The 23,053-nt window shown below is 69.2% G+C and carries 21 protein-coding genes; 12 read left to right on the top strand and 9 right to left on the bottom strand.

Annotated elements, in window-relative coordinates:
- The first annotated feature begins 244 nt into the window (after positions 1-244).
- The 5 genes from DIE04_RS01495 to DIE04_RS01475 all read left to right on the top strand — a co-directional run bounded on the left by DIE04_RS01495 (position 245) and on the right by DIE04_RS01475 (position 5,613).
- Positions 245-1,183: an alpha/beta hydrolase gene (locus DIE04_RS01495; RefSeq protein ID WP_124519466.1), complete on the top strand. Its 939-nt coding sequence runs from the start codon at positions 245-247 to the stop codon at positions 1,181-1,183.
- Complete coding sequence (ribBA, locus tag DIE04_RS01490) at positions 1,180-2,304, top strand: bifunctional 3,4-dihydroxy-2-butanone-4-phosphate synthase/GTP cyclohydrolase II (protein WP_124519467.1); 1,125 nt, start codon at positions 1,180-1,182, stop codon at positions 2,302-2,304. The genes DIE04_RS01495 and ribBA overlap by 4 nt, the downstream gene beginning before the upstream one ends.
- Positions 2,305-2,510: 206 nt before the next feature.
- Positions 2,511-2,933: a helix-turn-helix transcriptional regulator gene (locus DIE04_RS01485; RefSeq protein ID WP_124519468.1), complete on the top strand. Its 423-nt coding sequence runs from the start codon at positions 2,511-2,513 to the stop codon at positions 2,931-2,933.
- A gap of 2 nt (positions 2,934-2,935) precedes the next feature.
- On the top strand, positions 2,936-4,270 hold the full coding sequence (locus tag DIE04_RS01480; protein ID WP_124484837.1) for a type II toxin-antitoxin system HipA family toxin: 1,335 nt from the start codon (positions 2,936-2,938) through the stop codon (positions 4,268-4,270).
- 107 nt (positions 4,271-4,377) lie between these two features.
- Positions 4,378-5,613, top strand: a complete 1,236-nt coding sequence (locus DIE04_RS01475; RefSeq protein ID WP_124519470.1) for an NADH:flavin oxidoreductase — start codon at positions 4,378-4,380, stop codon at positions 5,611-5,613.
- Positions 5,614-5,684: 71 nt separating this feature from the next.
- Here DIE04_RS01475 and DIE04_RS01470 read toward each other — a convergent pair whose 3' ends face one another.
- A complete protein-coding gene (locus DIE04_RS01470; RefSeq protein WP_044843109.1) occupies positions 5,685-6,812 on the bottom strand; it encodes a 4-hydroxyphenylpyruvate dioxygenase family protein in 1,128 nt (375 codons plus the stop codon).
- Between the two features lie 356 nt (positions 6,813-7,168).
- On the opposite strand from DIE04_RS01470, the gene shiA reads away from it, so the two are divergent.
- From shiA to DIE04_RS01440, 4 genes are all read left to right on the top strand, one after another.
- A complete protein-coding gene (gene shiA, locus DIE04_RS01460) occupies positions 7,169-8,476 on the top strand; it encodes a shikimate transporter (RefSeq protein WP_124484839.1) in 1,308 nt (435 codons plus the stop codon).
- A gap of 211 nt (positions 8,477-8,687) precedes the next feature.
- Entirely contained in the window at positions 8,688-9,989 is a 1,302-nt protein-coding gene (locus DIE04_RS01455; protein WP_124519561.1) for a UDP-N-acetylglucosamine 1-carboxyvinyltransferase, read from the top strand.
- A gap of 396 nt (positions 9,990-10,385) precedes the next feature.
- Entirely contained in the window at positions 10,386-10,757 is a 372-nt protein-coding gene (locus tag DIE04_RS01450; protein ID WP_124519472.1) for a DUF4440 domain-containing protein, read from the top strand.
- 301 nt (positions 10,758-11,058) lie between these two features.
- Positions 11,059-11,829 (top strand): IclR family transcriptional regulator C-terminal domain-containing protein, encoded by a 771-nt coding sequence (locus DIE04_RS01440; RefSeq protein WP_124484841.1) that lies wholly within the window; start codon positions 11,059-11,061, stop codon positions 11,827-11,829.
- A gap of 54 nt (positions 11,830-11,883) precedes the next feature.
- Here DIE04_RS01440 and DIE04_RS01435 read toward each other — a convergent pair whose 3' ends face one another.
- The 6 genes from DIE04_RS01435 to DIE04_RS01410 all read right to left on the bottom strand — a co-directional run bounded on the left by DIE04_RS01435 (position 11,884) and on the right by DIE04_RS01410 (position 17,978).
- A complete protein-coding gene (locus DIE04_RS01435) occupies positions 11,884-14,184 on the bottom strand; it encodes an ATP-dependent DNA helicase (protein WP_124519564.1) in 2,301 nt (766 codons plus the stop codon).
- The gene (locus DIE04_RS01430; protein ID WP_124519474.1) at positions 14,181-15,875 is read right to left on the bottom strand and encodes a VRR-NUC domain-containing protein; all 1,695 of its coding nucleotides are present in this window, start codon (positions 15,873-15,875) and stop codon (positions 14,181-14,183) included. The genes DIE04_RS01435 and DIE04_RS01430 overlap by 4 nt, the downstream gene beginning before the upstream one ends.
- Positions 15,876-15,982: 107 nt before the next feature.
- Complete coding sequence (locus tag DIE04_RS01425) at positions 15,983-16,861, bottom strand: MipA/OmpV family protein (protein ID WP_044843101.1); 879 nt, start codon at positions 16,859-16,861, stop codon at positions 15,983-15,985.
- A 207-nt stretch (positions 16,862-17,068) separates the two neighbouring features.
- A complete protein-coding gene (locus DIE04_RS01420) occupies positions 17,069-17,380 on the bottom strand; it encodes a hypothetical protein (RefSeq protein WP_044843100.1) in 312 nt (103 codons plus the stop codon).
- 17 nt (positions 17,381-17,397) lie between these two features.
- Positions 17,398-17,589, bottom strand: a complete 192-nt coding sequence (locus DIE04_RS01415) for a hypothetical protein (RefSeq protein ID WP_124519566.1) — start codon at positions 17,587-17,589, stop codon at positions 17,398-17,400.
- Positions 17,590-17,678: 89 nt separating this feature from the next.
- Entirely contained in the window at positions 17,679-17,978 is a 300-nt protein-coding gene (locus tag DIE04_RS01410) for a hypothetical protein (protein ID WP_124519568.1), read from the bottom strand.
- A 141-nt stretch (positions 17,979-18,119) separates the two neighbouring features.
- Here DIE04_RS01410 and DIE04_RS01405 point away from each other — a divergent pair, with 141 nt between their 5' ends.
- The 3 genes from DIE04_RS01405 to DIE04_RS01395 all read left to right on the top strand — a co-directional run bounded on the left by DIE04_RS01405 (position 18,120) and on the right by DIE04_RS01395 (position 19,707).
- Entirely contained in the window at positions 18,120-18,368 is a 249-nt protein-coding gene (locus DIE04_RS01405; protein ID WP_124519570.1) for a hypothetical protein, read from the top strand.
- Positions 18,369-18,711: 343 nt separating this feature from the next.
- The gene (locus DIE04_RS01400) at positions 18,712-19,143 is read left to right on the top strand and encodes a CBS domain-containing protein (protein ID WP_044843097.1); all 432 of its coding nucleotides are present in this window, start codon (positions 18,712-18,714) and stop codon (positions 19,141-19,143) included.
- Positions 19,144-19,206: 63 nt separating this feature from the next.
- Positions 19,207-19,707 carry a PRC-barrel domain-containing protein gene (locus tag DIE04_RS01395; protein ID WP_124484847.1) on the top strand — a complete coding sequence of 167 codons (501 nt, stop codon included), beginning with the start codon at positions 19,207-19,209 and terminating at the stop codon, positions 19,705-19,707.
- A 34-nt stretch (positions 19,708-19,741) separates the two neighbouring features.
- Here DIE04_RS01395 and DIE04_RS01390 read toward each other — a convergent pair whose 3' ends face one another.
- Together DIE04_RS01390 and DIE04_RS01385 are read right to left on the bottom strand one after the other, a co-directional pair.
- On the bottom strand, positions 19,742-20,386 hold the full coding sequence (locus DIE04_RS01390) for a DUF4142 domain-containing protein (RefSeq protein ID WP_124519901.1): 645 nt from the start codon (positions 20,384-20,386) through the stop codon (positions 19,742-19,744).
- A 380-nt stretch (positions 20,387-20,766) separates the two neighbouring features.
- Complete coding sequence (locus tag DIE04_RS01385; RefSeq protein WP_124519572.1) at positions 20,767-22,734, bottom strand: ATP-binding protein; 1,968 nt, start codon at positions 22,732-22,734, stop codon at positions 20,767-20,769.
- Positions 22,735-23,053 lie beyond the last annotated feature (319 nt).

Here is a 23,053-nt window from a genome sequence, read left to right as displayed (position 1 = left end):
CGATTCATCCGCGCCGCCATGATTAAGACGTGTCTTAATTCCGGCGTCATCGGGACATTCACTGAATGGTGAGCTTTGGCCATCCGGACGCGCGAACCATCGTCCAATCGGATGATGTGGCACCCTGCCCGCTGCGCTGGAATGCCCGTCAGGCCGTGCCGGCAAGCATCCGGCGCGGGCTCAGGGAAAACCGCGATGCGGGTTTACCTGATTCAGACCGCATCCGATTCAGACAGGAGTTCCAATGCCGCTCGACCCTCAGGCGCAGGCGCTGCTCGCCGCGCTCGCCCAAGTGCCCCCGATCGATTTCGATCCACTGACCGTGCCCGCGTACCGTGCGAGCCTCGCCGGAGGCAGCGCGTTCGCGCCCGGCGACGCGATTGCCGCCGAAGAGGACTGGCAGATCCCGGCGCCGGGTCGTCAGTTATCCGCACGACTGTATCGGCCCGATGCCGACGGGCCGTTGCCGCTGACCGTGTTTTTCCACGGCGGCGGCTTCGTCGCGTGCGGGATCGATTCGCACGCGAACCTGTGCCGCAGTCTTGCCAGGCGGGCGCGCACGCTCGTGCTGTCGGTCGATTACCGGCTCGCGCCCGAAGCGCGCTTCCCGGCAGCCGCGCAGGACGCTTGCGACGCGGTGCGCTGGGCCGCCGCCGGTGCGCGTGATCTCGGTGCGCGCGCCGGGGCGATCGCCGTGGCCGGCGACAGCGCGGGCGGCAACCTGGCCGCGGTCGCCGCGCTGCAGTTGCGCGGCTCGGGCATCGCGATCGCGCACCAGTTGCTGCTGTATCCGGTCGTCGATTGCGCGAACGAGCATCCGTCGTACGAATCGCTCGGCGAAGGCTATTTCCTGACGGCGGACGCGATGCGCTGGTTCAAGCGCCAGTATTTCGACGACGGCGCCGACCGCGCATCGCCGCTCGCGAGCCCGCTCGCCGTGGCGGACCTGTCGGGCGCGGCGCCGGCCACCATCGTCAGCGCGGAATTCGATCCGTTGCGCGACGAGGCCGAAGCGTACGCACTGCGCCTCGCGCAGGCCGGCACGCCGGTCTCGCTCGTGCGTTGGCCGGGGCAGCTGCACGGCTTCGCGAGCATGCTCGGCGCAATCGACGCGGCCGATCGCGTGCTGACCTTCGGCGCCGACGCGCTGCGCCGCGCCTTCGACGCGACGGAGGCGCAATGACGCTCGCCGGTACGCGGGAAATCGTCGACGAGCTGCGTGCGGGACGGATGGTCCTGCTCGTCGACGAGGAGGACCGCGAAAACGAAGGCGACCTCGTGATCGCGGCCGATCACGTGACGCCCGACGCGATCAACTTCATGGCGCGCTTCGGGCGCGGGCTGATCTGCCTGACGCTGACCGCGGAGCGCTGCGAGCAACTGCGTCTGCCGCCGATGGCCGATCGCAACGGCACGCCATTCGGTACCGCGTTCACCGTCAGCATCGAGGCGGCCGAAGGCGTGACGACCGGCATTTCGGCAGCCGATCGCGCGCGAACGATCCGCGCGGCGGTGCGCGCGGGCGCGCGTCCCGACGATCTCGTGCGGCCCGGCCACGTGTTTCCGATCGCCGCGCGCCCGGGCGGCGTGCTGGTGCGCGCGGGACACACGGAGGCCGGCTGCGATCTCGCGGCGCTCGCCGGGCTCACGCCCGCGTCGGTAATCTGCGAGGTGATGAACGACGACGGCACGATGGCGCGGCTGCCCGAGCTGCGGACGTTCGCCGCGCATCACGGGCTGAAGATCGGCACGATCGCGGACCTGATCCATTACCGCCGCGAGCACGAGTCGCTCGTCGAACGTGTCGGCGAACGGCCGCTGCATACGCCGTGGGGCCGGTTCCGCGCGATCGAGTATCGCGACACCGTGCACGGTGCGCCACATCTTGCGCTGGTGCGCGGCGAGCCCGATCCGTCGACACCCGTGCTGACGCGCGTGCACGAATGCCATTCGCTGCTCGACCTGCTCGACGCGGAACCGTCCGCGCATTCGTGGCCGCTGCACGCGGCGCTGCAGCGGATCGACGCGGCCGGTTGCGGCGTCGCGGTGCTGCTCGACTGCGACATGCGCGGCGACGCGATGCGAACGCCGGCCGGCCACGCACGCCGTGACGGCCGCGTGACGGGAATCGGCTCGCAGATCCTGCGTGAGCTCGGCGTGCGGCGGCTGAACGTGCTGTCGAGTCCGTTCCGGCTGCCGGCGCTGTCGGGGCACGACCTGGAAATCATGGCGTTCATCCCGCTCGGCGACGACGATCCGGAAAGCGCGGGCGCCGCCGATGCGAGCCCGCTGCGGGCGGCGTGATGATGCCGGGCTGACGGGCTGACGGGCTGACGGGCGACAGGCTGACAGGCGCGTGCCGCGCGTCCTGGCGCCGCCCCACGGGTTTCCGCTTGACGGGCTATCGTTTGTTTTTATGAAATACAGTCTGAGGTTTGTATTTTGACGATACATACCATAGACTGTATTTTTCGATTACAAACGATCGCCTGTCATTGCGCGGAGAGCCCATGGCATTCCCTGTCCAGACCTTGAGCCAGTTGCGCCCGATCCTCGTCGGCTTCCGGAAGTCGGCGGGGTTCACGCAGGCGCAGCTCGCTGCCCGCCTCGGCGTGACGCAACAGTCGTACGCGCAGCTCGAAGCCAATCCGTCCACGGTCAGTATCGAACGTCTTTTCAAGGTGCTGAACGTGCTCGGCGTTCGCCTGGCGCTCGAGCCGGGCACGCCGGACGACGCAGCGGCGCCAGCTGGCACCGCGCCGGCGCCCAAGCGCACGCCGGCCGCGCGCGGTCGCTCGTCCGGTTCGCCCGGTTCGTCCGAGCTGCCGGCTCGCCCGCCGGCCGCTGCGAAGGCCCCATCCGCCGCCACGCGGAAACGGCCCGCCGCCGCCACGCCCGGCAAGCCTCGGGGCACCACGCGGGAGGACTGGTGACGATGGCCCGCCGCCCCCGCCACGACCGCCTCGACCTGTGGATGAACGGCATCCCGGTCGGCTACTGGGAAGTCCGGCGCGGCGTCGAGCGCCTCGTCTACCTGCCGGCGTGGGTCGACGATCCGCAAGGCCGTCCGCTGTCGCTGTCGCTGCCGTTCACGCCGGGCAATCAGCCGCACCAGGGCGCGATCGTCGCCGACTACTTCGACAACCTGCTGCCGGACAGCCAGCCGATCCGCCGCCGCATCGCGCAGCGCTACCGGCTCGGGTCGACGGCGCCGTTCGAACTGCTCGCGTCGATCGGCCGCGATTGCGTCGGGGCGCTGCAGTTGTTGCCCCCGGACGAAGCACCGGTCGACCTCGAATCGATCGACGGCACCGCGCTCGACGATACGGCCGTGGCCGACGTGCTGCGCCACGCGACCGCCGCGCCGCTGCCCGGCCACGCGGAGCCGGACGGCGAGCTGCGCCTGTCGATCGCCGGCGCGCAGGAAAAAACCGCGTTATTGCGCGACGGCGATCGCTGGCTGCTGCCGGCGGGCAGCACGCCGACCACGCATATCTTCAAGCTGCCGCTGGGGCGCGTCGGGAACATGCAGGCCGACATGCGCACGTCGGTCGAGAACGAATGGCTGTGTTCGAAGATCGTCGCCGCGTACGGCCTGCCGGTCGCCGCGTGCGACATCGGCCGGTTCGACGACCAGAAGGCGCTGATCGTCGAGCGTTTCGACCGCCGTCCGTCCCGCGACGGCACCTGGATCCTGCGGCTGCCGCAGGAGGACATGTGCCAGGCGACCGGCACGCCGTCGGGCGCCAAATACGAATCCGACGGCGGCCCCGGCATCGCGACGATCATGGGCATCCTCGCGAATTCCGCCGAGGCCGCGCGGGACCGGACGAACTTCTTCGTCACGCAGCTCGTGTTCTGGGTGCTCGCGGCCATCGACGGCCACGCGAAGAATTTCAGCATCGCGCACCTGCCCGGCAACACGTATCGCAGCACGCCGCTGTACGACGTGCTGTCCGCGCATCCGATCATCGGCACGCGCCGCAACCAACTGCCGCCGCGGCGCGCCCGGCTCGCGATGGCCGTGTGCGGGAAGAATCGCCATTACGTGATCGGCGACATCCAGCCGCGTCACTGGATCGCGCAAGGCGCGCGTGTCGGTCTGACCGAAGACGTCGTACGCGCGGCCATGGCCGATGTGGCGGCACGCACCGAACCGGTAATCGCCGGCGTCGCGTCGCGCATTCCGGCGGATTTCCCGTCAGACGTGGCCGATGCGATCTTCGACGGGATGCGCCGCCAGGCGCGCAAGCTGGGCGCGGCCGACTAGGCGGTGCGGGCGCCCGGGCGGCGGGCGGCGGATCATCCACGTGGACGATGCGATCCGGCGTCGGCTCCGCACAATGGTCGCCATCCCCATTCCGACGCACGCCCGACATGGAACCTGCCGCCCTCGATACTGCATTCAGCCCGCTGCAGATCGGCCCGCTGACGCTGCGCAACCGCTTGATCAAATCCGCGACCAACGAAGGGATGACGCCGAACGGCGTGCCGTCGCGTGCGCTCGTCGGGTTTCATGAACGCATCGCCGCGGGCGGCGCCGCGCTGACGACGGTCGCGTACTGCGCGGTCAGCGACGACGGCCGCACGTTCGTCGACCAGGCGCGGCTCGATGCGCCCACGGTCCGGCAATTCCGCGCGCTGACCGACGCGGTGCATCGCCACGGCGCGGCGGCGTCCGCGCAGATCACCCACGGCGGCTGCTTCACGTTCCTGCCGTCGCTGTCGACGAAACGTCCGTTGAGTGCGTCGGGCGGGTTCAACAAGGTCGGCGTGATGAGCGGCCGCTTCCTGAAGCAGGCGATGACGCGCGATCAGATGACCGTCATCGCCGACGAATTCGCACGCGCGGCGCGCCACGCGCGCGACGCGGGCTTCGACGCGGTCGAGATCCATATGGGTCACGGTTATCTGCTGAGCCAGTTCCTGTCGCCGCTGTACAACCGCCGCCGCGACGCATACGGCGGCGATGCGGCGCGTCGCGCGACGTTCCCCGTCGAGGTGCTGCGCCGCGTGCTCGATGCGGTCGGCCGCGATCTCGCCGTGGTCTGCAAGATCGGCGTGACCGAAGGGGTGCGTGGCGGCGGAACGCCCGACGACGCATCCGAGATCGCACGGCGGCTCGAGGCCGAGGGCGCGCACTTGCTGGTGCTGAGCGGCGGGATGAACGTCGAGTCGGTGTGGCAGCTGTTCGGCAGCCCGCTGCCCGGCGAGGCGCGCGCGAACGCCGACAACGCGATCGTGCGCACCGCGATGGCGCTGCAGAAGCTCACCGAGCCGAAGATGGGCGCGTTTCGGGAGATGTATTTCCTCGAGCATTCGCGGCAGGTGCGAGCGGCCGTCCGGATGCCGCTCGCCTATCTCGGCGGCGTGCGCTCGCGCGAGAACGTCGCGCTGGCGATGCGCGAAGGATTCGACGCGGTGGCGCTCGCCCGCGCGCTCGTGTTCGAGCCGGGTTTCGTGAACGAACTGCGCGACGGCCGCATCGCGCAATCGGGCTGCACGTCATGCAATCGCTGCGTCGTGTCGATGTACACGCCGGGCGGTACCGCATGCGCGCTCAAGGCGCCGAACGATCCGGCGCCGAACCGTGTGCCGGCCGCGGGCGGGTGACGTTACGCGGTCGCTGATTTCTCAGTCGCACTCGCAGCCGTCGCCACTACCGCGACCACGCCCTCTGCCGCTCACCCGGCGTCGCGGGCGCGGGCCAGCGCTGCGAGGTTCCCTTCCCCGAATCCGTGGTGCCCCTGCCGCTGCACGATCTCGAAGAAGATCTCGCCGGGCCGGCGCTTGACGAAGGTCTGGAAGAACAGGCGCGGCACGCCGTCGCTGCCGATTTCGCCGTCGACCAGCACCGCGCGGCGGCGCAGCGCGTCGAGATCGACGCCGTGCCCCGGCAGCCGCGCATCGACTTCGTCGTAATAGCGCGCCGGCGGTTCGATGAATTCGACGCCGTTCGCGCGCAGCGCATCGACGCTCGCCAGGATGTCGTCGGTCGCCAGCGCAACGTGCTGGACGCCTTCGCCCGGATGGTCCGGCAAATACGCGTGCATCAGCTCGGTGCGGCGCGTGCCTTCCTCGTAGACCGGAATCCGCACCGCGCCGCACGGCGACACCATCACGCGCGACTCTTCCGACACATGCCAGTGCGCGTCGATTTCATGGATTTCGCGGAAGTGCAGCAGGTCGTGATAGAAGTCGAGCCACTCGCGCATGCGCCCCGCGCCGACCGTCTGCGTGAAATGGTCGACCTGCTGCAGGCCCGTGCCCGCGCAATCGAGATCGGTATGCGCGGTCGCGATGTCGATCGGCCGGAAATCGATGTCGAAGATCGAGATGTCGCCGACGCCGCCGCGCTGGCCGTCCCGCCCACGCCAGCGATCGACGAAATAAAGGTGCGAATCGCCGATCCCCTGGATCGCCGGAATCTTCAGCTCGCCGACCCCGATCCGCTCGCCCTCGAACGCCCACGCGCCGAGCTCGATCGCACGCTCGAACGCGCGCCGTGCGCTGGCCACCCGCAGCCCGATCGCGCACACGCCCATCCCGTATTCCTCTGCATAGCGCGCAGCGAACGAATCGGGCTCGGCGTTGATCAGGAACTGCATCTGCCCTTGCCGGTACAGCGTGACGTTCTTGCTGACATGGCGCGCGATCGCCTTGAATCCGAGCTGCTCGAAGCGTTGCGCGAGCGCGTCCGGCACCGGCGCCGCGAACTCGACGAATTCGAGTCCGGCCATCCCGAGCGGATTGGCGGCCGGATCGGCAACGGGCGGCGTATCGCTGGACAGGGGGTGGGAATTGCCGGGCATTACAGTCTCCGGGGGTATGCGGTCGATGGGGATGACGCCCGCGCGTGCGGCATCCCCGGCCGATGGGGTGGCCGGGTGTCCGCCCGATTCGGGCAAGGTTTTGATGGTCCCGATTTTAACCAGATCGTTCACGCCGGCACACCCTGGCCGAACGGGATACGAATGCCTCGCCTAGTGCAAACCCGGGATTCGTTCGATAATCGCACATAAAAGAGCGATAATCGCGCATTTTGTCCGATCGGCCAATTGCCGTCGCGCGGCGCGCGCCCTATTCTCCGTCCACCCATCGACTTCAATGCAGCATCGGACGCGGCGCCGCCACGATTCCACGATGCGCCATGCCAGGAGACTTCGCCATGACCCCAACCTTCGACACCCTCGACGCCGCCGCCGGCGCCCGCGCGCGCAGCCAGGCCCGCAAGGCCGCGATCGGCAGCTTCGTCGGTGCCGTCGTCGACTGGTACGACTTCCTGCTGTACGGGATCGTCGCCGCACTCGTCTTCAATTCCGAATTCTTTCCGAAGGTCAGCCCGACCATGGGCACGCTCGCGGCGTTCGCGACCTTCGGCGTCGGCTTCCTGTTCCGGCCGCTCGGCGGCGTCGTGTTCGGCCATTACGGCGACCGGCTCGGCCGCAAGCGGATGCTCGTGCTGACCGTGATGCTGATGGGGCTGTCGACCGTCGCGATCGGCCTGCTGCCGAGCTTCGCGACGATCGGCTGGTGGGCGCCCGTGCTGCTGGTGCTGATGCGTGCGATCCAGGGCTTCGCGGTCGGTGGCGAATGGGGCGGCGCGGCGCTGATGGCCGTCGAGAGCGCACCGAAGCAGAAAAAGGCGTTCTACAGCAGCGGCGTGCAGGTCGGCTACGGCGTCGGGCTCGTGCTGGCCACGGGGATCGTGTCGATCCTGAGCCATACGCTCGGAGAGGCCGCGTTCAAGTCGTGGGGCTGGCGCCTGCCGTTCGTGTTCAGCATCGTGCTGGTGCTGATCGGGCTGTGGGTCCGCAAGAGCATGGACGAGTCGCAGGAATTCGTCGAGAAGGTCGAGCACGGCAATCGCAAGCTGCGCCTGCCGGTGCTGGAGGCGCTGACGCGCCATCCGAAGGCGTTCCTGCTGATCGTCGCGCTGCGGCTCGCCGAACTGTTCACGATGTATATCGTCACCGCGTTCGCGCTCAGCTATTCGACGTCGAACCTCGGCATGTCGCGCGACCTGTTCCTGAACATCGGCCTGCTGGTCGGCGCGGTCAGCTGCGTGACGATCCCGTGTTTCGCGTGGCTGGCGGACCGCTTCGGCCTGCGCCGCATCTACCTGATCGGCGCGCTGATCGGCCTCGCGTCGGCGGTGCCGTTCTTCGTCGCGCTGGAATCGCGCTCGATCGCGTGGATCGTGGTCTTCTCGATCCTGCTGGCCAATGCCGCGCACGACATGATCGTGAGCGTCCAGCAGCCGCTCTTCACCGAGTTGTTCGGTGCGGAATACCGCTACAGCGGCGCGGGCGTCGGTTATCAGTTCGCGAGCGTCGTCGGCGGCGGGTTCACGCCGTTCATCGCGGTGGCGCTGGTCAGCCTGGCCGGCGGTTCATGGCACCTGGTCGCCGGCTATCTCGCGGTGGGTTGCCTGATCTCGCTGGTGGTCGCCGCGCGGATGCGGGCGGCGGAGTGAGGAGATGACCGGAGGGCCGGCCGCAATACGCGCCGGCCATTTTCACACCGGCTACTATCCCCGGCGAGCCGGACGGGCCCGGCCCTCGCCCAACGTCAAACACGGTCAATCCCGCGCGCAGAAGCCCTTTTTGCCCTCTGAACATTCCACGTCACCCGCCGACCAATGGCATCATATGGGCCTACGTCAGTCACAGATACGCCCCCATATCATGTCGAATCTCATCGTCCACGGCGGCACTCCGCTGCGCGGGGACATCAAGCCGTCCGCGAACAAGAACGCCGTCCTGCCGATCCTGTGCGCCACCCTGTTGACCGATCAGCCGCTGCGCCTCGTCGGCGTGCCGGACATCACCGACGTGCGCAAGATCCTCGACATCTTCCGCACGCTCGGCAGCGACGTGTCGGTCGACTTCACGACCGGCATTCTCGAACTCCACCATCGCAACACGACGTTCGACCCGGCCGTTCACCGCCTGCCCGAGGCGATGCGTTCGTCGATCATGCTGATTCCGCCGCTGCTCGCGCGCTTCGGCGTCGCGCGCCTCGAGAACGACGTGAAGGGCTGCACGCTCGGCGTGCGCGAAATCGATCCGCACGTCGAAGTGTTCGAGCGCTTCGGCGCGCACATCGAGCGCACGCCCGATTCGCTGATCGTCCGTGCCGACGGCCCGCTGACGGCCAACGATCACTGGCTCGACTACGCATCGGTGACGACCACCGAAAACTTCGCGCTGTGCGCGACGGCCGCCGGCGGCACCTCCACGCTGATGAATGCGGCGTCCGAGCCCCACGTGCAGGAGTTCTGCCAGTTCCTCGCGATGATCGGCGTCGCGATCGAAGGCATCGGCACGTCGCGCCTGTGCGTGACGGGCGGCGGCAAGCTCGGCGGCGGCGAATTCCGCTTTGCCGAGGATTTCCACGAAATCGCGACGTTCCTCGCGCTGGGCGCGATCACCGGCGGCGACATCACGGTGCGCAACTCGTCGCCGGAGCATTTCCCGCTGATCGACCGCACGTTCGCGAAGTTCGGCGTGACCGTCACGCACCGCGACGGCTGGTCCCGTGCGGAACGCGACGGCCCGCTGCGCGTGCGCCGGCCGTTCACGCAGAACATCCTGACCAAGGTCGAAGCCGCGCCGTGGCCGTACCTGCCGGTCGACCTGCTGCCGATCTTCATCGCGCTCGGCGTGCGTGCGGAAGGCAGCGCGATGTTCTGGAACAAGGTCTACGACGGCGCGCTCGGCTGGTCCGGCGAACTGTCGAAATTCGGCGCGCACGTGCTGCTGTCCGATCCGCACCGGCTGATCACGTTCGGCGGCCTGCAACTGACGCCGGCGCGCGTCGAGAGCCCGTACATCATCCGTGTCGCGATCGCGCTGCTGATGGTGGCCGCGAGCATCGAAGGCCGCTCGGAAATCATGAACGCGCTGCCGATCCGCCGCGCGCACCCGCATTTCGTCGAAAACCTGCGTTCGGTCGGTGCGAACGTCGAGTGGACGAGCAGCGAGTAATGGCAATCGGGATGCGGCGGGCGTAACAGGCGCGCCGCATCCGCCGCTTTTTGCATTCGACCGGCGGCGCCGACGCGCCGCTGCCCCCTCTTCAGCCATCGGCCGCCGTCGGGTGCGTATCGGCCACGCCCCCGCCTCACTTCCCGTCCCGGCATCGACGTCGTTCGCGTCGACGTGGCAGCATCGATCACACCATTACGGTCACGGCCCCTCGGCCGGGATTGCTCGAGCGCATGAGCTGGATGTCGCCGGCGCCAATGCATTGCATCGCTCGCCGAACGCCAGATTCAGACCTGTCCGATTGCCCAAACACCTGTCGAAGCCATAGGCTGCGTTCCTTCCCAAGCGAATAGCCGCACACACGGCAACTCGCACTTCAACCGGAATGCAAGCGACATGGAACCTCGATTCACACTGATGCAGATGCGCGAAGTCTGGATCGATGCGTATCGCCACGCCGACGTCGAGCAACTCGATTTCGTGGCAAGCCCGCACTTCTTTATCCAGCACGAAAATCGCTTTCGTCCGAAAGCGCAGTTTCTCGCTCGAATGCGCGCCCTGTCGGCCGAACGGGCGACGGTCACACGTCGTGTTGCATACCGGGATGACGCGATACAGATCGCCGAGCACGCGCAATGGGCGACGATATCCGGAACTGGATTCGTCTGGCACGACGGAACGATGGATTCTCGCTTCGATTTTCTGGAGCTGTGGTGCGTGAGCGACACCCGATGGCGGATTGCCGCGCTTTGTCACGAACACACGTGAGCCCGAGAACCTCGCGCTGCCTGACCGCCCGTCGCGACCAGAACGCCGGACGAGCGCGTGCCCGAAACCGCCGGCGCTCAGACAAACGGATTCCGCAATACTGGATCACCCTCCACCCGCAAGCCGTCATGCATATCTTCGGTGTACAGGTACTCGCAGCCCTCGATCGAGGCCGTTGCCACGATGCACGGGCTGCAAGGCCGAACGGATAGCGCCGGCTGGCCGCATGTCGCATTGTCCGCCGCGCCGCGCGATAATCGCCCACTCCCGCACGAACACCGCGCACGACGCGCCCCCGACCATGAAAAAGCCCGACCTCGACCGACGCGACTGGATTGCCGGCCTCGAAAAGGGCCTGATGATCCTCGAGGCATTCGACAGCCAGCACGCGCGGATGACGCCGACCCAGGCCGCCGCCCGCACCGGCCTCACGCGCACGGCCGCGCGGCGCTACCTGCTGACGCTCGAATCGCTCGGCTACGTGTACACCGACGGCAAGCTGTACGGCCTCACGCCTCGCGTGCTGCGGGTCGGCTGGTCGTACTTCGATTCGGCGCGCCTGCCGCGCACGGTCCAGCCCTATCTGCAGCAACTGAGCGCGTCGCTGAACGAATCGGCGTACGTGAGCGTGCTCGACGGCTGGGAACTCGTGTTCATCGCCCGCAACGGCGTGTCGCGCGTGATGACGACCGGCTTCGTGCTCGGCGCGCGCGTGCCCGCCCCGCTGACGTCGCCGGGCGTCGTGCTGCTCGCGCATCAACCGGATCGCGAGGCCGTCCGCACGTGGCTCGACGACACCGAACTCGCGCCGTTCACGCCGCACACGATCACCAACAAGGCACGCCTGCTCGAACAGGTCGACCACGCGCGCGACGCGGGCTTCGCGGTGATCGAGCAGCAATTGCAGGTCGGCGTGCGCGGCATCGCGGTGCCGCTGAAGAACCGTCACGGCGAAGTCGTCGCCGCGCTGAGCACGAACATGCCGATCGGCGCGGAGACGACCGACGCGGCCGTGCGGCGCGTGCTGCCGCATCTGCAGGAAACCGCGCTCGCGATGCTCAACGTGCTTTAGGGATTCACGCGAGCCGCGCGCACGACATCCCGCGCACGACATCCGTCACGCCCGTCACCCGATCCGCCACCACCGCGGCAACAGATCGCGCACCTCCCGCCGCCGGTAACGATCGTCGATCAGATGCACGACGCCCTCGTCGTGTTCGGTGCGGATCACGCGCCCGGCCGCCTGCACGACCTTCTGCAGGCCCGGGTACAGATACATGTAGTCGTACCCGTTGCCGAAGCGCGCCTCCATCGCGCGCCGCATCTGTTCGTTGACATCGTTGACCTGCGGCAGCCCGAGCGTCGCGATGAACGCGCCGATCAGCCGCTCGCCGACGAGATCCACGCCTTCCGAGAACGCACCGCCCAGCACCGCGAAGCCGACTCCGCGCCCGCCCGCGTCGAAGCGCGCGAGAAACGCGTCGCGCTCGCTTTCGGCCATGCCGGGCGCCTGGGCCCACACGGGCACGTCCGGATGACGCGTCTGCATCAGCGCGACGACGCGCCCGAGATAGTCGAAGCTGCTGAGGAAACCGAGGTAGTTGCCGGGCCGTGTCGCATACTGCGCGGCGATCAGGTCCACGATCGGTTCGAGCGAACGGTCGCGGTCGCGCCAGCGCGTCGATACGTGGCTCGCGACGCGCACGATCAGTTGCTCGGCGCGGAACGGCCCGTCGACGTCGAGCCAGCCGGTGTCGGCCGGCAACCCGAGCGTGTCGCGATAGAAATGAAACGGGCTCAACGTGCCGGAAAACAGCACGGTCGCGCGCGCGGCGTCGTAACGCGGCGCGAGAAAGCCGGCCGGAATCACGTTGCGCACGCACAGCGTCGACTGGATGCGGCGCCGGCGCCCGGCCGGTGCGACGCCGTCGAGCCCGGCCTGGCGCGGCAGCGGCTCGCCGTGCAGCGTCGCGTCGAAGATCGACGCGCCGTCGAACGCATCGGCGAGCACGCCGAACTGGATCGCCTCGAAATGAAAGCGCAGCAGCGCGTCGCCGTTCGCGCGCGGCGCATCGGTCAGGTGTTCGCCGATCGCCGCGACGAGGTTCTGCACGGCCGACACGATCGGCCCCGGAATCTCGGGGTATGCCGCATAGCGCGCGGCCTGTGCGCGATTGAGCGTGCCCCACGCGCGCGCGAGCCGGTCGAACGCCTTGCGCAGTGCCGCGGGCGCCGCCTCGCGCGCGGCCGCGAATGCGAACGGGTCGAGCGATGCGCTATACATCTTGCGGGCTCGATCGAGCAGGTTGTGCGCCTCGTCGACGAGCACGCCGACGCGCCACTGGTTCTGCTGCGCGAGCGTATGCAGCATCGCGCTGCCGTCGTAGTAGTAGTTGTAGTCGCCGATCACCATGTCCGACCAGCGCGCCAGCTCCTGCGCGAGATAGTACGGACAGACGTCGTGCGCGAGCGCCGCCTCGCGCACGGTATCGCGATCGAGCAGCCCCGCGCCGATCGCCGCGTCGCGCGCCGCCGGCAGGCGGTCGTAGAAGCCTTGCGCAAGCGGGCACGATTCACCGTGACACGCGCGGTCGGGATGCTCGCACGCCTTGTCGCGCGCGACGAACTCCAGCACGCGCAGCGGCAGCGCCGGCGTGCCGGCGCCGAGCGTGGTCGCCGCTTCCAGCGCGAGCGCGCGACCGGGCGTCTTCGCGGTCAGGAAGAACACGTGATCGAGCTCGCCCTCGCCGCACGCCTTCAGCAGCGGAAACACCGTGCCGAGCGTCTTGCCGATGCCGGTCGGCGCCTGCGCCATCAGGCAGCGCTCGTCGCGCGCCGCGCGATAGACGGACACGGCCAGCTCGCGCTGGCCGCTGCGGAATCGGCCGTGCGGAAACGTCAGCGCGCGCAGCGCCGCATCGCGGGCCGAGCGGTGCGCGGTCTCGCGCTCGGCCCAGCCGACGAAGCACGCGCACTGCTCGGCGAAGAACGCGGCGAGCGCGCTTGCGCCGAGCGTCTCGGTCAGCACGGTCTCGCGCTCCGACACGATGTCGAAATACACGAGCGCGACGTCGATTTCCGCGAGTCCGCGTGCGTCGCACATCAGGTGCGCATAGACCTTCGCCTGCGCCCAGTGCAGCGCGCGATGATTGGCCGGCATCGCGTCGAGGCTGCCGCGGTAGGTCTTGATCTCCTCGAGCCGGTTCGCGACCGGGTCGTAGCCGTCCGCGCGCCCGCGCACGGTGAGCGTGCCCCACGTGCCGGTCAACGCGATCTCGGTTTCGTAGCGCGCGCCGCGCTTCGACGTGACGGCGCCATGACCGGCAATGCCTTCGAGCGCGGTCGGCGCGGGCGTGAAGCGCAGGTCGAGATCGCCGCGCCGCGCGGTGAATTCGCACATCGCCCGCACCGCGACGACGTAGCTCATGCGGACAATCCCGCCGCTTCGGCCTGCTCGACACCGGCTCCGGCCCATTCGACATCGACGACACGCACCGGCATGCCGTGCGCGAGGCAGTACGCGAGCCAGCGCGTCTGGTTGTCCTGCAGCCGGTCGCCGGGGCCCTTCACCTCGATCAATTCATAGCGCCGCTCGCCGGGCCAGAAACGGACGAGATCGGGCAGCCCCGAGCGGTTGCCGCGGATATCCGCGAGCAGGCGCGTGAACCACAGCCGCAGGTGCTCGGGCGGCAGGCAGGCCAGCGCCTCGTCGAGCAGTTCGCCGGTCAGCACGCCCCAGAACACGAACGGCGATTGCAGCCCCGTCTTCGTCGCGAAGTGCCGGCGGATCGTGTCGCGGTACGCGCTCGAGTCGAGTTGCGCGAAACAGGCGGCGAACGCGTCCGTGCGGCGCACGGCGAAATCGGGCGCGTGCAGGTCGGCCGGGCCGCGCTGGAACGGGTGAAAGAACGCGCCGGGCACGGCCGCGAACACGGGCTCCCAGCACAGCAGGCCGAACAGCGAATTGATCAGCGTGTTCTCGACGTAGTGAACCGGCGCATCGGGCTGCGCAAGATGGTCGCGCACCGCGTATTCGACGCTGACGAACGCTTCAGGGCGCATCAGCACGAGCGTCTCGCGCGGCACGTCGGGCGTGCTGCCCGCGCGTTCGACCCGCTGCCCGAGACGGCGCTGCAGGCGCGGCAGCATCCGCTCGACGCGCTGGCGCTCCTCGTCGCTTTCGAAGCCGCCGCGCGCATCGAGCGCCAGCGCGAGCGCATCGGTGTCGCGGCCGCAGCGTTCGAGCACGCGAATGCGCCGGTGCCGGCTGCCCGGCCACGCGCTGCGCGCATACGCGTCGAGCGCGGCAGCCCAGTCGGCGCGGCGCTCGCAGGTCTGCCCGAGCGTGAACAGCAGCTTCGCGCGGCGCGTCGCGAGCCACGGCTGCGCGCAGCCGACCGCGTCGATCGCCTGCAGCAGATCGTCGAACGGCTGGTCGTCGGGCCATGCGTCGAGTGCTTCTCGGCAGGTCTGCAGCGCGAGATACGCGTCGACGTCGTCGCGCTGCTGGAACGCGCGCGACGACGGCGCGAACGGCACGCTTTCGTACTGGAACACGCCGAGATCGGCGAGCACGAATTCGCTCCAGTCCTGATGAAGATTGCCGAAGAACATCAGCCGCAGGCGGTCGCACAGCGCGCCGACCGTCACGCGCAGCACGCAATCGTCGGCCTGCGCGCACCATGCGTCGAGCGGTTGCGCCACGTCGTGCGCGGGCCGCAGCCGCTCGAGCCACTCGGGCTTGCGCTCGCCCGCGTGCGCCGCGAGCGACGGGAACATCTTCAGCAGGTCGGCCTTGGTCGACAGCAGGAACAACTCGTCGAGCGTGAGCGCGGGTGCCGGATCGACCCAGCCGAGCTCGACGAGCGGCGCGGCCGCGTCGAGCGTGCTGCCGATTTCGTCGTACGCGAGCTTGCTCGCGCGGAAGTCGGTGCCGCTGCGCATCAGCATCCGCACGAGCAACGCACGCGACGCTTTCGGCAGTTGCGCGAAATGCGCGAGAAACGCATGTTCGCTCGCATCGAGCAGGTCGTCGTAGCGCTCGCCGAGCCAGGCCAGCGCGCGTTCGAAATTGGTCAGGTAGTAAAACGCCGGGGGCGTCGGCGATGCAGGCGTCACGGGGATCGATCACTGTACGTTTGTACAGGTCGGAATCATATCAAATGTGACGAAAAATGCCGCATGCCGCGCACCGCCATGCGGCTGCCCCGCCGGCGCCGACCCGGTCAGAACTGGTAATTCACCGACATGTCGAACACGCCGTTCGTCGACTGCTGCGTGATCGGGCTGCGCCGTGCGCGGCCGACGAGTTGTTCGATCGCGCCGTCCATCGTCACGAACCAGTGCTTGTTGACGAACCACACCATCGTCACGCCCGCGCCGAACGACTTCATCCCCGCGCCCGACGAATAGGCCGGCAGCCCCGAGCGCGCGGACGCCCCCGCGGGCACGCCGAACCAGCTGTTCATGTAGCGCGAATCGGCGAACGACACGGTCGGCCCGGCGAACCAGAAGAAGTGTTCGTTGCTGCCCGGCATCGGCATGTACGCGGAGAAATCGCCGACCCAGCCGTTCGAGCCGCCGATGCTGCGCCGCACATCCGCGCGCAGCACGAGCGGAAAATCCTTCGAGATCACGTAGTCGGCCGCGAGCTTCATCACCGGCGCCGCGTTGATGTTGTCGAGCCCGTTCAGGTGGTCGAGGTCGTCGGCCGAGCGGCGCCCGAGGTCATAGCCGACCGACAGGCTCACGCGCCAGTTGGGCCCGCGCAACACGTTCGCGCCGAGCCCGTCGCCCGTCGACAGGAAGAACAGGTCGCGATAGCGCACGTCGAGATTCGGGCCGCCCATCACGCGATAGCGATCGGAACCCGCGTAGCGCGGCTGCAGCGTCATCGCCGCGCCGACGCTGACCTGCCACGTGGGGACGGTCGGGCTGAACAGTTTCTGCAGCGGGACGCCCGCCGAGTATTGCCATTCGCCGAGCGGCGACGGCGTCTGGGCCGACGCGTCGCGGGCACCGGCCGCCGCGAGCGCGGCGAAGGCCGACAGGCCGGACACGAACCGGCGGGTGCCGGGCGACAACAACGGGCGGGCAACTGTCATCAAGGCGGTCTCCGTCGGTTGCACGAAACGAACCTGAGGGAAAGCGCGTCGCAGCCTGGCCGGCTGCAACGGCGAGCAGCCGACGGCGCGAACGTAGCGTGCGCTGAATTGTGAACATCCTACGCTGGCGCGCGCGAAGCCGCAAAGCGCCCGTTGAACGCGGGCACTTTGCCGTATTCCGGCATGAACCGGCGCAGGGTTGCGGAATCAGAAACGCTCGACGTGATAGTCGCCGGCGAGCGCGGCCGGGCTGCGCTTCGCCATCATGCGCGAGAAGCCGTCCGCGAGACGCCCGAGCGCGAGCTGCTTCTGGCTCGCGTCCCAGTGCGTGTAGGTGTCGTAGGCGGTGTCGTCGAACGACACGGTGACGGCGACCGGGCGCCCGCTCGCGCGAAAGCCGATATGCAGCACGCCGCCCGGCAACTCCTCGATGTGGTAACGCAATGAACGCGACTCGAAATAGCGGCCCAGCACCTGGGCGATCGCGCGCTTGTCGGGCGATTGCACGTGAATGTCCATGATGGTCCTCCTTTTGATCATCGCGCGGCCGGCCGCGGTTCGCTGCCCTCGCCCGGCATCCGCATCGGCGGCGGCTGCGACGGCGGATCGCCTTGCGGCAGGCCCGGGAGCACGGGCGGATCGAACGGATCGTCGTGCTCGGGCAGCGCCGGATCGGGATCGAAGTCGGGCGTCGGCTCCGGACGGTGCAGCATGGATCGTGTACTCATGTCGCTCCTGCGCGGCGGCTCGCGCGTGTCGATGGGTGCGGCGAGCGCGCGCAAGCGGCGTGCCTGCCCGGTGGGCAGCCGCGCACCGGTCATGCATCGTAGGCCGCCATCACCAGCCACAGCGTGCGCCCTTCGGCGGCGAGGCGCGCCGCGAGTGCGAATCGATCGGACGGCGCGCATCGCGCGGCGAGCGCCCGCCGTGCGCTTTCCGGCCCCGCGTAGACGGTAGGGTTCAGCTCGCGAACCTCGTCCTTCCCGTCGAACATGCGCCGCTCGGGCCGGTGGATCTGCGATTCGCGCTTCCATGTGTCGAAACGCTCGCGCACTTGACTGAAATCGCCGCCGCACACGTTCGCGTCGTAACGTATTCTTTCCCTGGGTTCATTCATCACGATGTCCTCTCGTCCACGCCGGCGGCGGGCCGGCCACGTCTCAGCCCGCTCGGCCGGTTCGACGGCTGCAAGCGTCATGCCGCCCGCGCTGCGCGGGTACGGTGCTTGCACCCCTCGTACCCATAAGGAGGTTCGATCATGACCGCATCCGCCCCCGGTAGCCGAGACGCCGTGTCACCGGCTGCCAGCCCGCTCTCCCTAGCCACGTCGCGCAAGCCGTCCGACGACAAGACGGAAGAGCGCATCGACGAAGGGCTCGAGGAGACGTTCCCGGCCAGCGATCCGCCCGCCGTCGGCGGTGCGACCCGCATCGACCCCGCCAGGCCGTCCGGCGAACGCGAACGTCGCGCGCCCGACGCCCCGCCACCGCCCCGCGATCACGGCTGACGGCGGCACCCCGGCCCGCGATGCGCGGCAGCGTAGCGTCGCCCGGCCGGCCCAACCGGAGTGAAGTGATGAAACGCATCGAACGTGCATGGCACGAAGTCAGCGGCGCCGCAGGCGTCGCGGCGCTCGCCGCGATCGAGAGTGCGCTGGTCCTCGCAATCGTCGTGATGACGGGCGTCGGCCACTGAGCGTCGCTCGCGGCCCGGCCGCGGCTGGCGCCGTGGAAGATGTACAAGCCGGCTGGCAAATTTCTCCGTGGCCCGGCCGCGCAGGCCCGGCCTGTGCCGATTGAACGCGGCACGCGTTCTGCTTCCATGTCGTCTCGTTCACGAAGGAGGCGTTCATGTATCGCGTCAATGAAATCATGTCGCGCGACGTGGTCTGCGTCGCGCCGACCGACACGATTCGCCATGCGGCCGAATTGATGCAGCGCTTCGACATCGGCGTGCTGCCGGTCTGCGACGACACCGGGCTCGTCGCGATCGTGACGGACCGCGACCTCGCAGTGCGAGCGCTGTCGCACGGGCATTCGTCCGATACCCCGGTGAAGGTGGTCGCATCCGCGCCGGTGCAGTGGTGCGTGGAAGATGACGGCGTCGGCGACGTCCAGCAGCGGATGGCCGACGTGCAGTTGCACCGGATGCCGGTGCTCGACGCCAATCACCAGATCGTCGGCATCGTGTCGCTGGGCGACATCGCGACACGCGCGGGCGGCCCGGCGCGCGACGAGCTGGCGAACACGCTCGAGGACGTGTCCCTGCCGCGCCGCCGCTGACCGCGGCACCTCACCCGGCCCGCGCGCCGTGTGCGCCGCGCCGCTTCGACCAGGAGAACAGCGATGACAACGGACAGACCGTCGCGCACGCAGGCGCGCATCGTCGGCGACCGCGGCCGTTCGGCCGGCGGGCCGGGGCCGGACGTGATGGCCGCCAGCACGCTGGAAGACGATCGCGTGCTGACGCTGGACGGCGACGACATCGGCAAGATCACGAACATCATGCTCGATATCCGCTCGGGCCGGATCGCGTATGCGGTCGTGTCGTCGGGCGGGTTGCTCGGGATCGGCGACAAGCTGCTCGCGGTGCCGTGGAACGTGCTGACGCTCGACGCCGGGCGCCGCTGCTTCGTGCTGCCCGTTTCGACCGAGCGCGTGCGCGACGCGCCCGGCTTCGAGAAAGACCGCTGGCCGACGATGGCCGATCCCGCCTGGGCCGAGGGGCTGCACGCGTACTACGGCGCATCGCCGTACTGGCTGATCGAGGAAGGCGAAACGGTACTCGATGCGCCGCCCTTCGAGGCGTCGCCGGAGGGCCCGGAAAGCGACACGCGGCCGCACTGACGGACGCGCCGGGGCGCGCGGATCGCCGTGCGGATCAGTGCGCGGCCGCGATCGCACGCTCGAGTGCGCGCGCGGCGCTCAGGTGCGCCTTCAGCGTCGGCAGCGCATTGACCGCGAACGCGCGAAGCTGCGGGTCGTGGCCGTCGCGCGCCTCGGCTGAGTAGAGCCGGATCGCCGCGTCGTGCGCGTTCGTTCCCGCCAGCTCGATGTACCCCTTTTCGAACGCATGGCCACTCTTGCTTCGCAGCGCATTCACCGCCGGATCGACCAGCATCCGCGTCTGCACGGGCAAGCCCTTTTGCGTGCCGAGCCGGCGCAATTCCGCGGTCATGCGAACGTGATCGTCGATCATCCGGCGCGCGAAGGTCTTCACGCGCGGATTCGACGACCGGTCGAGCGCGAGCTTGCTCGCCTGCAGCTCCGTCTTGCCGACGATGCCCGCCTTGTCGATGAATTCGGCGTCGATGCCGCTCGGCCGCCGCGTCATGTCCGCCTCGTCGGCGGTCGCGCCGGGACTGACGACGCCCGGCGCGACCTGAACGGACGATGCCGGCGGCGCCTGCGCATGCGCCGGCGCGAACGCCGGCACGCGCAACACCGCGAGCGCACCCGATCCCACCAGGCACACGATGGCGGCAACCGCGGCGGATCGGCGGAGATTCCTGTCGCTCGTTTTCATCCGGACCTCCGTATCGGTCGACGGATCGGCCCTGCCGAACGCGGCAACCGGCCCGTCATGCGGGACGATGCGCGGACGCGGGAAATCGGTCCACGCGCCTTTGCTCCATGCCCCCTCGACATACTCGATCGACAATGCGGCGGTTACCCGCAGCGTGCGCTCCGCGAACGTCGTGTCATACGTGACTTCCCGCGGATCCGCAGCCTGTCGCACACACCGCGCGAACCGTCGATGTTGGGCACGACCCGAATCGCCGTCGCGCGTCGCCGCTCGTCGGGTACGCCGCCCGTCGACTCGGCCTGCCGCCGGGAGCCGATGCGCCGGGCAAGGTTCGATCCCTTCATCGTGCCGCCTGGCGCGGGATGCGGAGGCCCCGCGCGTCAGCGATGCCGCTCGGCGCTCGACACGTCGACGATGACGCTGGCCAGCGTCGGCATGTCGACCGGCTTGCACAGATACGCGTCGAAGCCGGCGGCCATCACGCGGTTCCGGTCCGCCGCACCCGCATGCGCGGTCACCGCGACGACGGGCAGGCGCCCGCTGCCGTTCGGCAAATGGCGGATGTGGTCGAGCAGCCAGAAGCCGTCGCCGTCCGGCATCGCGAGATCCGACAGCACGACGCTCGGGTGCTGCCGCGCGACCACGTCGAGCGCGTCGCGCCCCGATTGCGCGGTCGACACCTGCGCACCGAGCGTTTCGAGCGCCGCCGCGAGGCTCGCGCGCGACGTCACATCGTCATCGACCACCAGCACGCGCCGGCCGTCGAGCGCGACCGCCGTCGACGCACCGCTCGGCCGTAACGGCTGGCCGTTCGGCATGTCGGCGCCCCAGTCCACCGGCAGCATCACGGTCACGGTCGTGCCGCACCCGGCGCCATCGCTCGCAGCCGTCACCTCGCCGCCGTGGAGCCGTGCGATGTTGCGCACGATCGACAGGCCGAGTCCGAGCCCACGCTTGGGCGAGGCCGACGCGCCTTCCGGCCGGTTGAACGTATCGAACAGATGCGGCAGGCGTTCCGCCGAAATGCCTTGGCCGGTATCGGCGACCGACAGCCGCACGCGCGCGCCGGCCCGGGTCAGGGACACCTTGATGCTGCCGCCCGGCGGCGTGAACTTGATCGCGTTCGACAGCAGGTTCGACAGCATCTGGCGCACCCGCTCGCCGTCCGCGGAGATCACGCAGTTGGACATCTCGCACGCGATCGACAGTTCGAGACCGTTCGCCTCCGCCGTCGCGCCGAGTTCGCGCACCGCCTCCCGCACGACGCGCACGAGATCGACGGGCGCGCGCTCGAGCCGCATCCGCCCCGTTGCGAGCGACGAGGCGTCGAGCAGGTCGCCGACCATCCGCGACAGCGAGCGTGCACTGCGGTCGATCGCATCGATCGCCTGGTGAGCGAAGCTCTGGCCGTCGGCGCTGCGCATCACCTCGACCCAGCCGTAGATCACGTTCAGCGGCGTGCGCAGTTCATGCGATACGGTGGCGAGCAGTTCATCCTTCAGCCGGTTCGACTCGTCGGCCTGCACGCGCGCGTCGCGCGCACCGCGTAACGAACGCAGGTTGCGCCGCTCGCTTCGGCGGCGTTCGCGCGCTTCGCGCAGCGTCATCGACATGCCGGTGCAGTTGCCTTGCGCGTCGACGATCGGCGCCGCCACGAAGGTCGCGCGAAAGCGGCCGCCGTCGTGGCGCAGGCACAGAATGTCGAGCGGGCCTGCAGGCGGGCGCGCGTTCGCGAACGTCGTGGGAACCGGATGCAACCGCAGCCAGCGCGGCGCGATCAGCGTCGTGACGTCGTGGCCGATCACCGCCGCGGCATCGATGCCGAACAGGCGCCGCGCGGCCGGGTTCCAGCTCGTGATCCGCCGGACCGCATCGACGCCGACGATCGCGTCGGGCGACGCATCGACCACGCGGCGCAGCAGGATGTCGTCGAGCGAGCGCGCCGCGGGTGCCGGTTCGCGACGCGGCATGCGTGCGTCGTTTTCCTCCGCATCCTCGGCGCCGTGCAGCCGATCGTTTGCGAGCAGCGGCTTGACGACCATCACGAGCACGCATTCGACGAAACCGATCGCGACGAAGGCGCCGGCCTGCGCGAGCAGCGCGGGCAGCGTCACCTCGCGCCAGCCCAACGCGCCGATCACGACCGCGCTCGCGGCGATCGCGGCCAGGCCGCCGCCGAACGACGTCAGCCAGGCCGCAGCCGCAACACCGGCGTAGAAAGGCAGCTGTGCAAACGGTGCATGTACGCCGACGACGTGCATCGCCCACGCCTGCAGCGCGGACGCCACCCCGACGGCCAGCACGACCCATGCGCCCTGCCGGAACAGTTCACGGGTAAGGATCCTCATCGTGTCCCTGCATCGCCCCGGCGACCGTCGCTCGACGGCTCCCGCCTCGGCGGCCGGCATGTGCCGTCGAGCGTTCGGGGGCGAGCCCAAGGGCCGGCGCAACGCGCGTACCCGCGGCACGGCCGCGCGGCGGCTTCGCGGCGCGGCGCGCTGCGCGTGCCGCCGCGCCGCGTCGCTCGGCCGCCCTGCCGCATTTGCGCGGAACGCGGGCGCTGCCGACTTGCGATTTTTCATCGGTCGGCTGCAAAAAAGCATCGACACGCGGTGTCGGCTGCCGCCTGTCGGCATCGTGCCCCCGTGATCGCGTATTTCTTCGATC

Source organism: Burkholderia sp. Bp8994, assembly GCF_003853805.1.
In the GTDB taxonomy this organism is placed as follows: domain Bacteria; phylum Pseudomonadota; class Gammaproteobacteria; order Burkholderiales; family Burkholderiaceae; genus Burkholderia.
The sequence above is the reverse complement of the archived record's forward strand: the minus strand, read 5'-3'. Positions and strand labels throughout refer to the sequence as shown.

Coding starts and splice junctions, on each gene's coding strand:
- DIE04_RS01395 (WP_124484847.1), top strand. CDS start 19,207: ATGACAACGGACAGACCGTCGCGCACGCAGGCGCGCATCGTCGGCGAC.
- DIE04_RS01425 (WP_044843101.1), bottom strand. CDS start 16,861: ATGACAGTTGCCCGCCCGTTGTTGTCGCCCGGCACCCGCCGGTTCGTG.
- DIE04_RS01480 (WP_124484837.1), top strand. CDS start 2,936: ATGGCCCGCCGCCCCCGCCACGACCGCCTCGACCTGTGGATGAACGGC.
- DIE04_RS01435 (WP_124519564.1), bottom strand. CDS start 14,184: ATGAGCTACGTCGTCGCGGTGCGGGCGATGTGCGAATTCACCGCGCGG.
- DIE04_RS01485 (WP_124519468.1), top strand. CDS start 2,511: ATGGCATTCCCTGTCCAGACCTTGAGCCAGTTGCGCCCGATCCTCGTC.
- shiA (WP_124484839.1), top strand. CDS start 7,169: ATGACCCCAACCTTCGACACCCTCGACGCCGCCGCCGGCGCCCGCGCG.
- ribBA (WP_124519467.1), top strand. CDS start 1,180: ATGACGCTCGCCGGTACGCGGGAAATCGTCGACGAGCTGCGTGCGGGA.
- DIE04_RS01390 (WP_124519901.1), bottom strand. CDS start 20,386: ATGAAAACGAGCGACAGGAATCTCCGCCGATCCGCCGCGGTTGCCGCC.
- DIE04_RS01440 (WP_124484841.1), top strand. CDS start 11,059: ATGAAAAAGCCCGACCTCGACCGACGCGACTGGATTGCCGGCCTCGAA.
- DIE04_RS01470 (WP_044843109.1), bottom strand. CDS start 6,812: ATGCCCGGCAATTCCCACCCCCTGTCCAGCGATACGCCGCCCGTTGCC.
- DIE04_RS01455 (WP_124519561.1), top strand. CDS start 8,688: ATGTCGAATCTCATCGTCCACGGCGGCACTCCGCTGCGCGGGGACATC.
- DIE04_RS01415 (WP_124519566.1), bottom strand. CDS start 17,589: ATGAGTACACGATCCATGCTGCACCGTCCGGAGCCGACGCCCGACTTC.
- DIE04_RS01405 (WP_124519570.1), top strand. CDS start 18,120: ATGACCGCATCCGCCCCCGGTAGCCGAGACGCCGTGTCACCGGCTGCC.
- DIE04_RS01475 (WP_124519470.1), top strand. CDS start 4,378: ATGGAACCTGCCGCCCTCGATACTGCATTCAGCCCGCTGCAGATCGGC.
- DIE04_RS01450 (WP_124519472.1), top strand. CDS start 10,386: ATGGAACCTCGATTCACACTGATGCAGATGCGCGAAGTCTGGATCGAT.
- DIE04_RS01410 (WP_124519568.1), bottom strand. CDS start 17,978: ATGAATGAACCCAGGGAAAGAATACGTTACGACGCGAACGTGTGCGGC.
- DIE04_RS01495 (WP_124519466.1), top strand. CDS start 245: ATGCCGCTCGACCCTCAGGCGCAGGCGCTGCTCGCCGCGCTCGCCCAA.
- DIE04_RS01400 (WP_044843097.1), top strand. CDS start 18,712: ATGTATCGCGTCAATGAAATCATGTCGCGCGACGTGGTCTGCGTCGCG.
- DIE04_RS01420 (WP_044843100.1), bottom strand. CDS start 17,380: ATGGACATTCACGTGCAATCGCCCGACAAGCGCGCGATCGCCCAGGTG.
- DIE04_RS01385 (WP_124519572.1), bottom strand. CDS start 22,734: ATGAGGATCCTTACCCGTGAACTGTTCCGGCAGGGCGCATGGGTCGTG.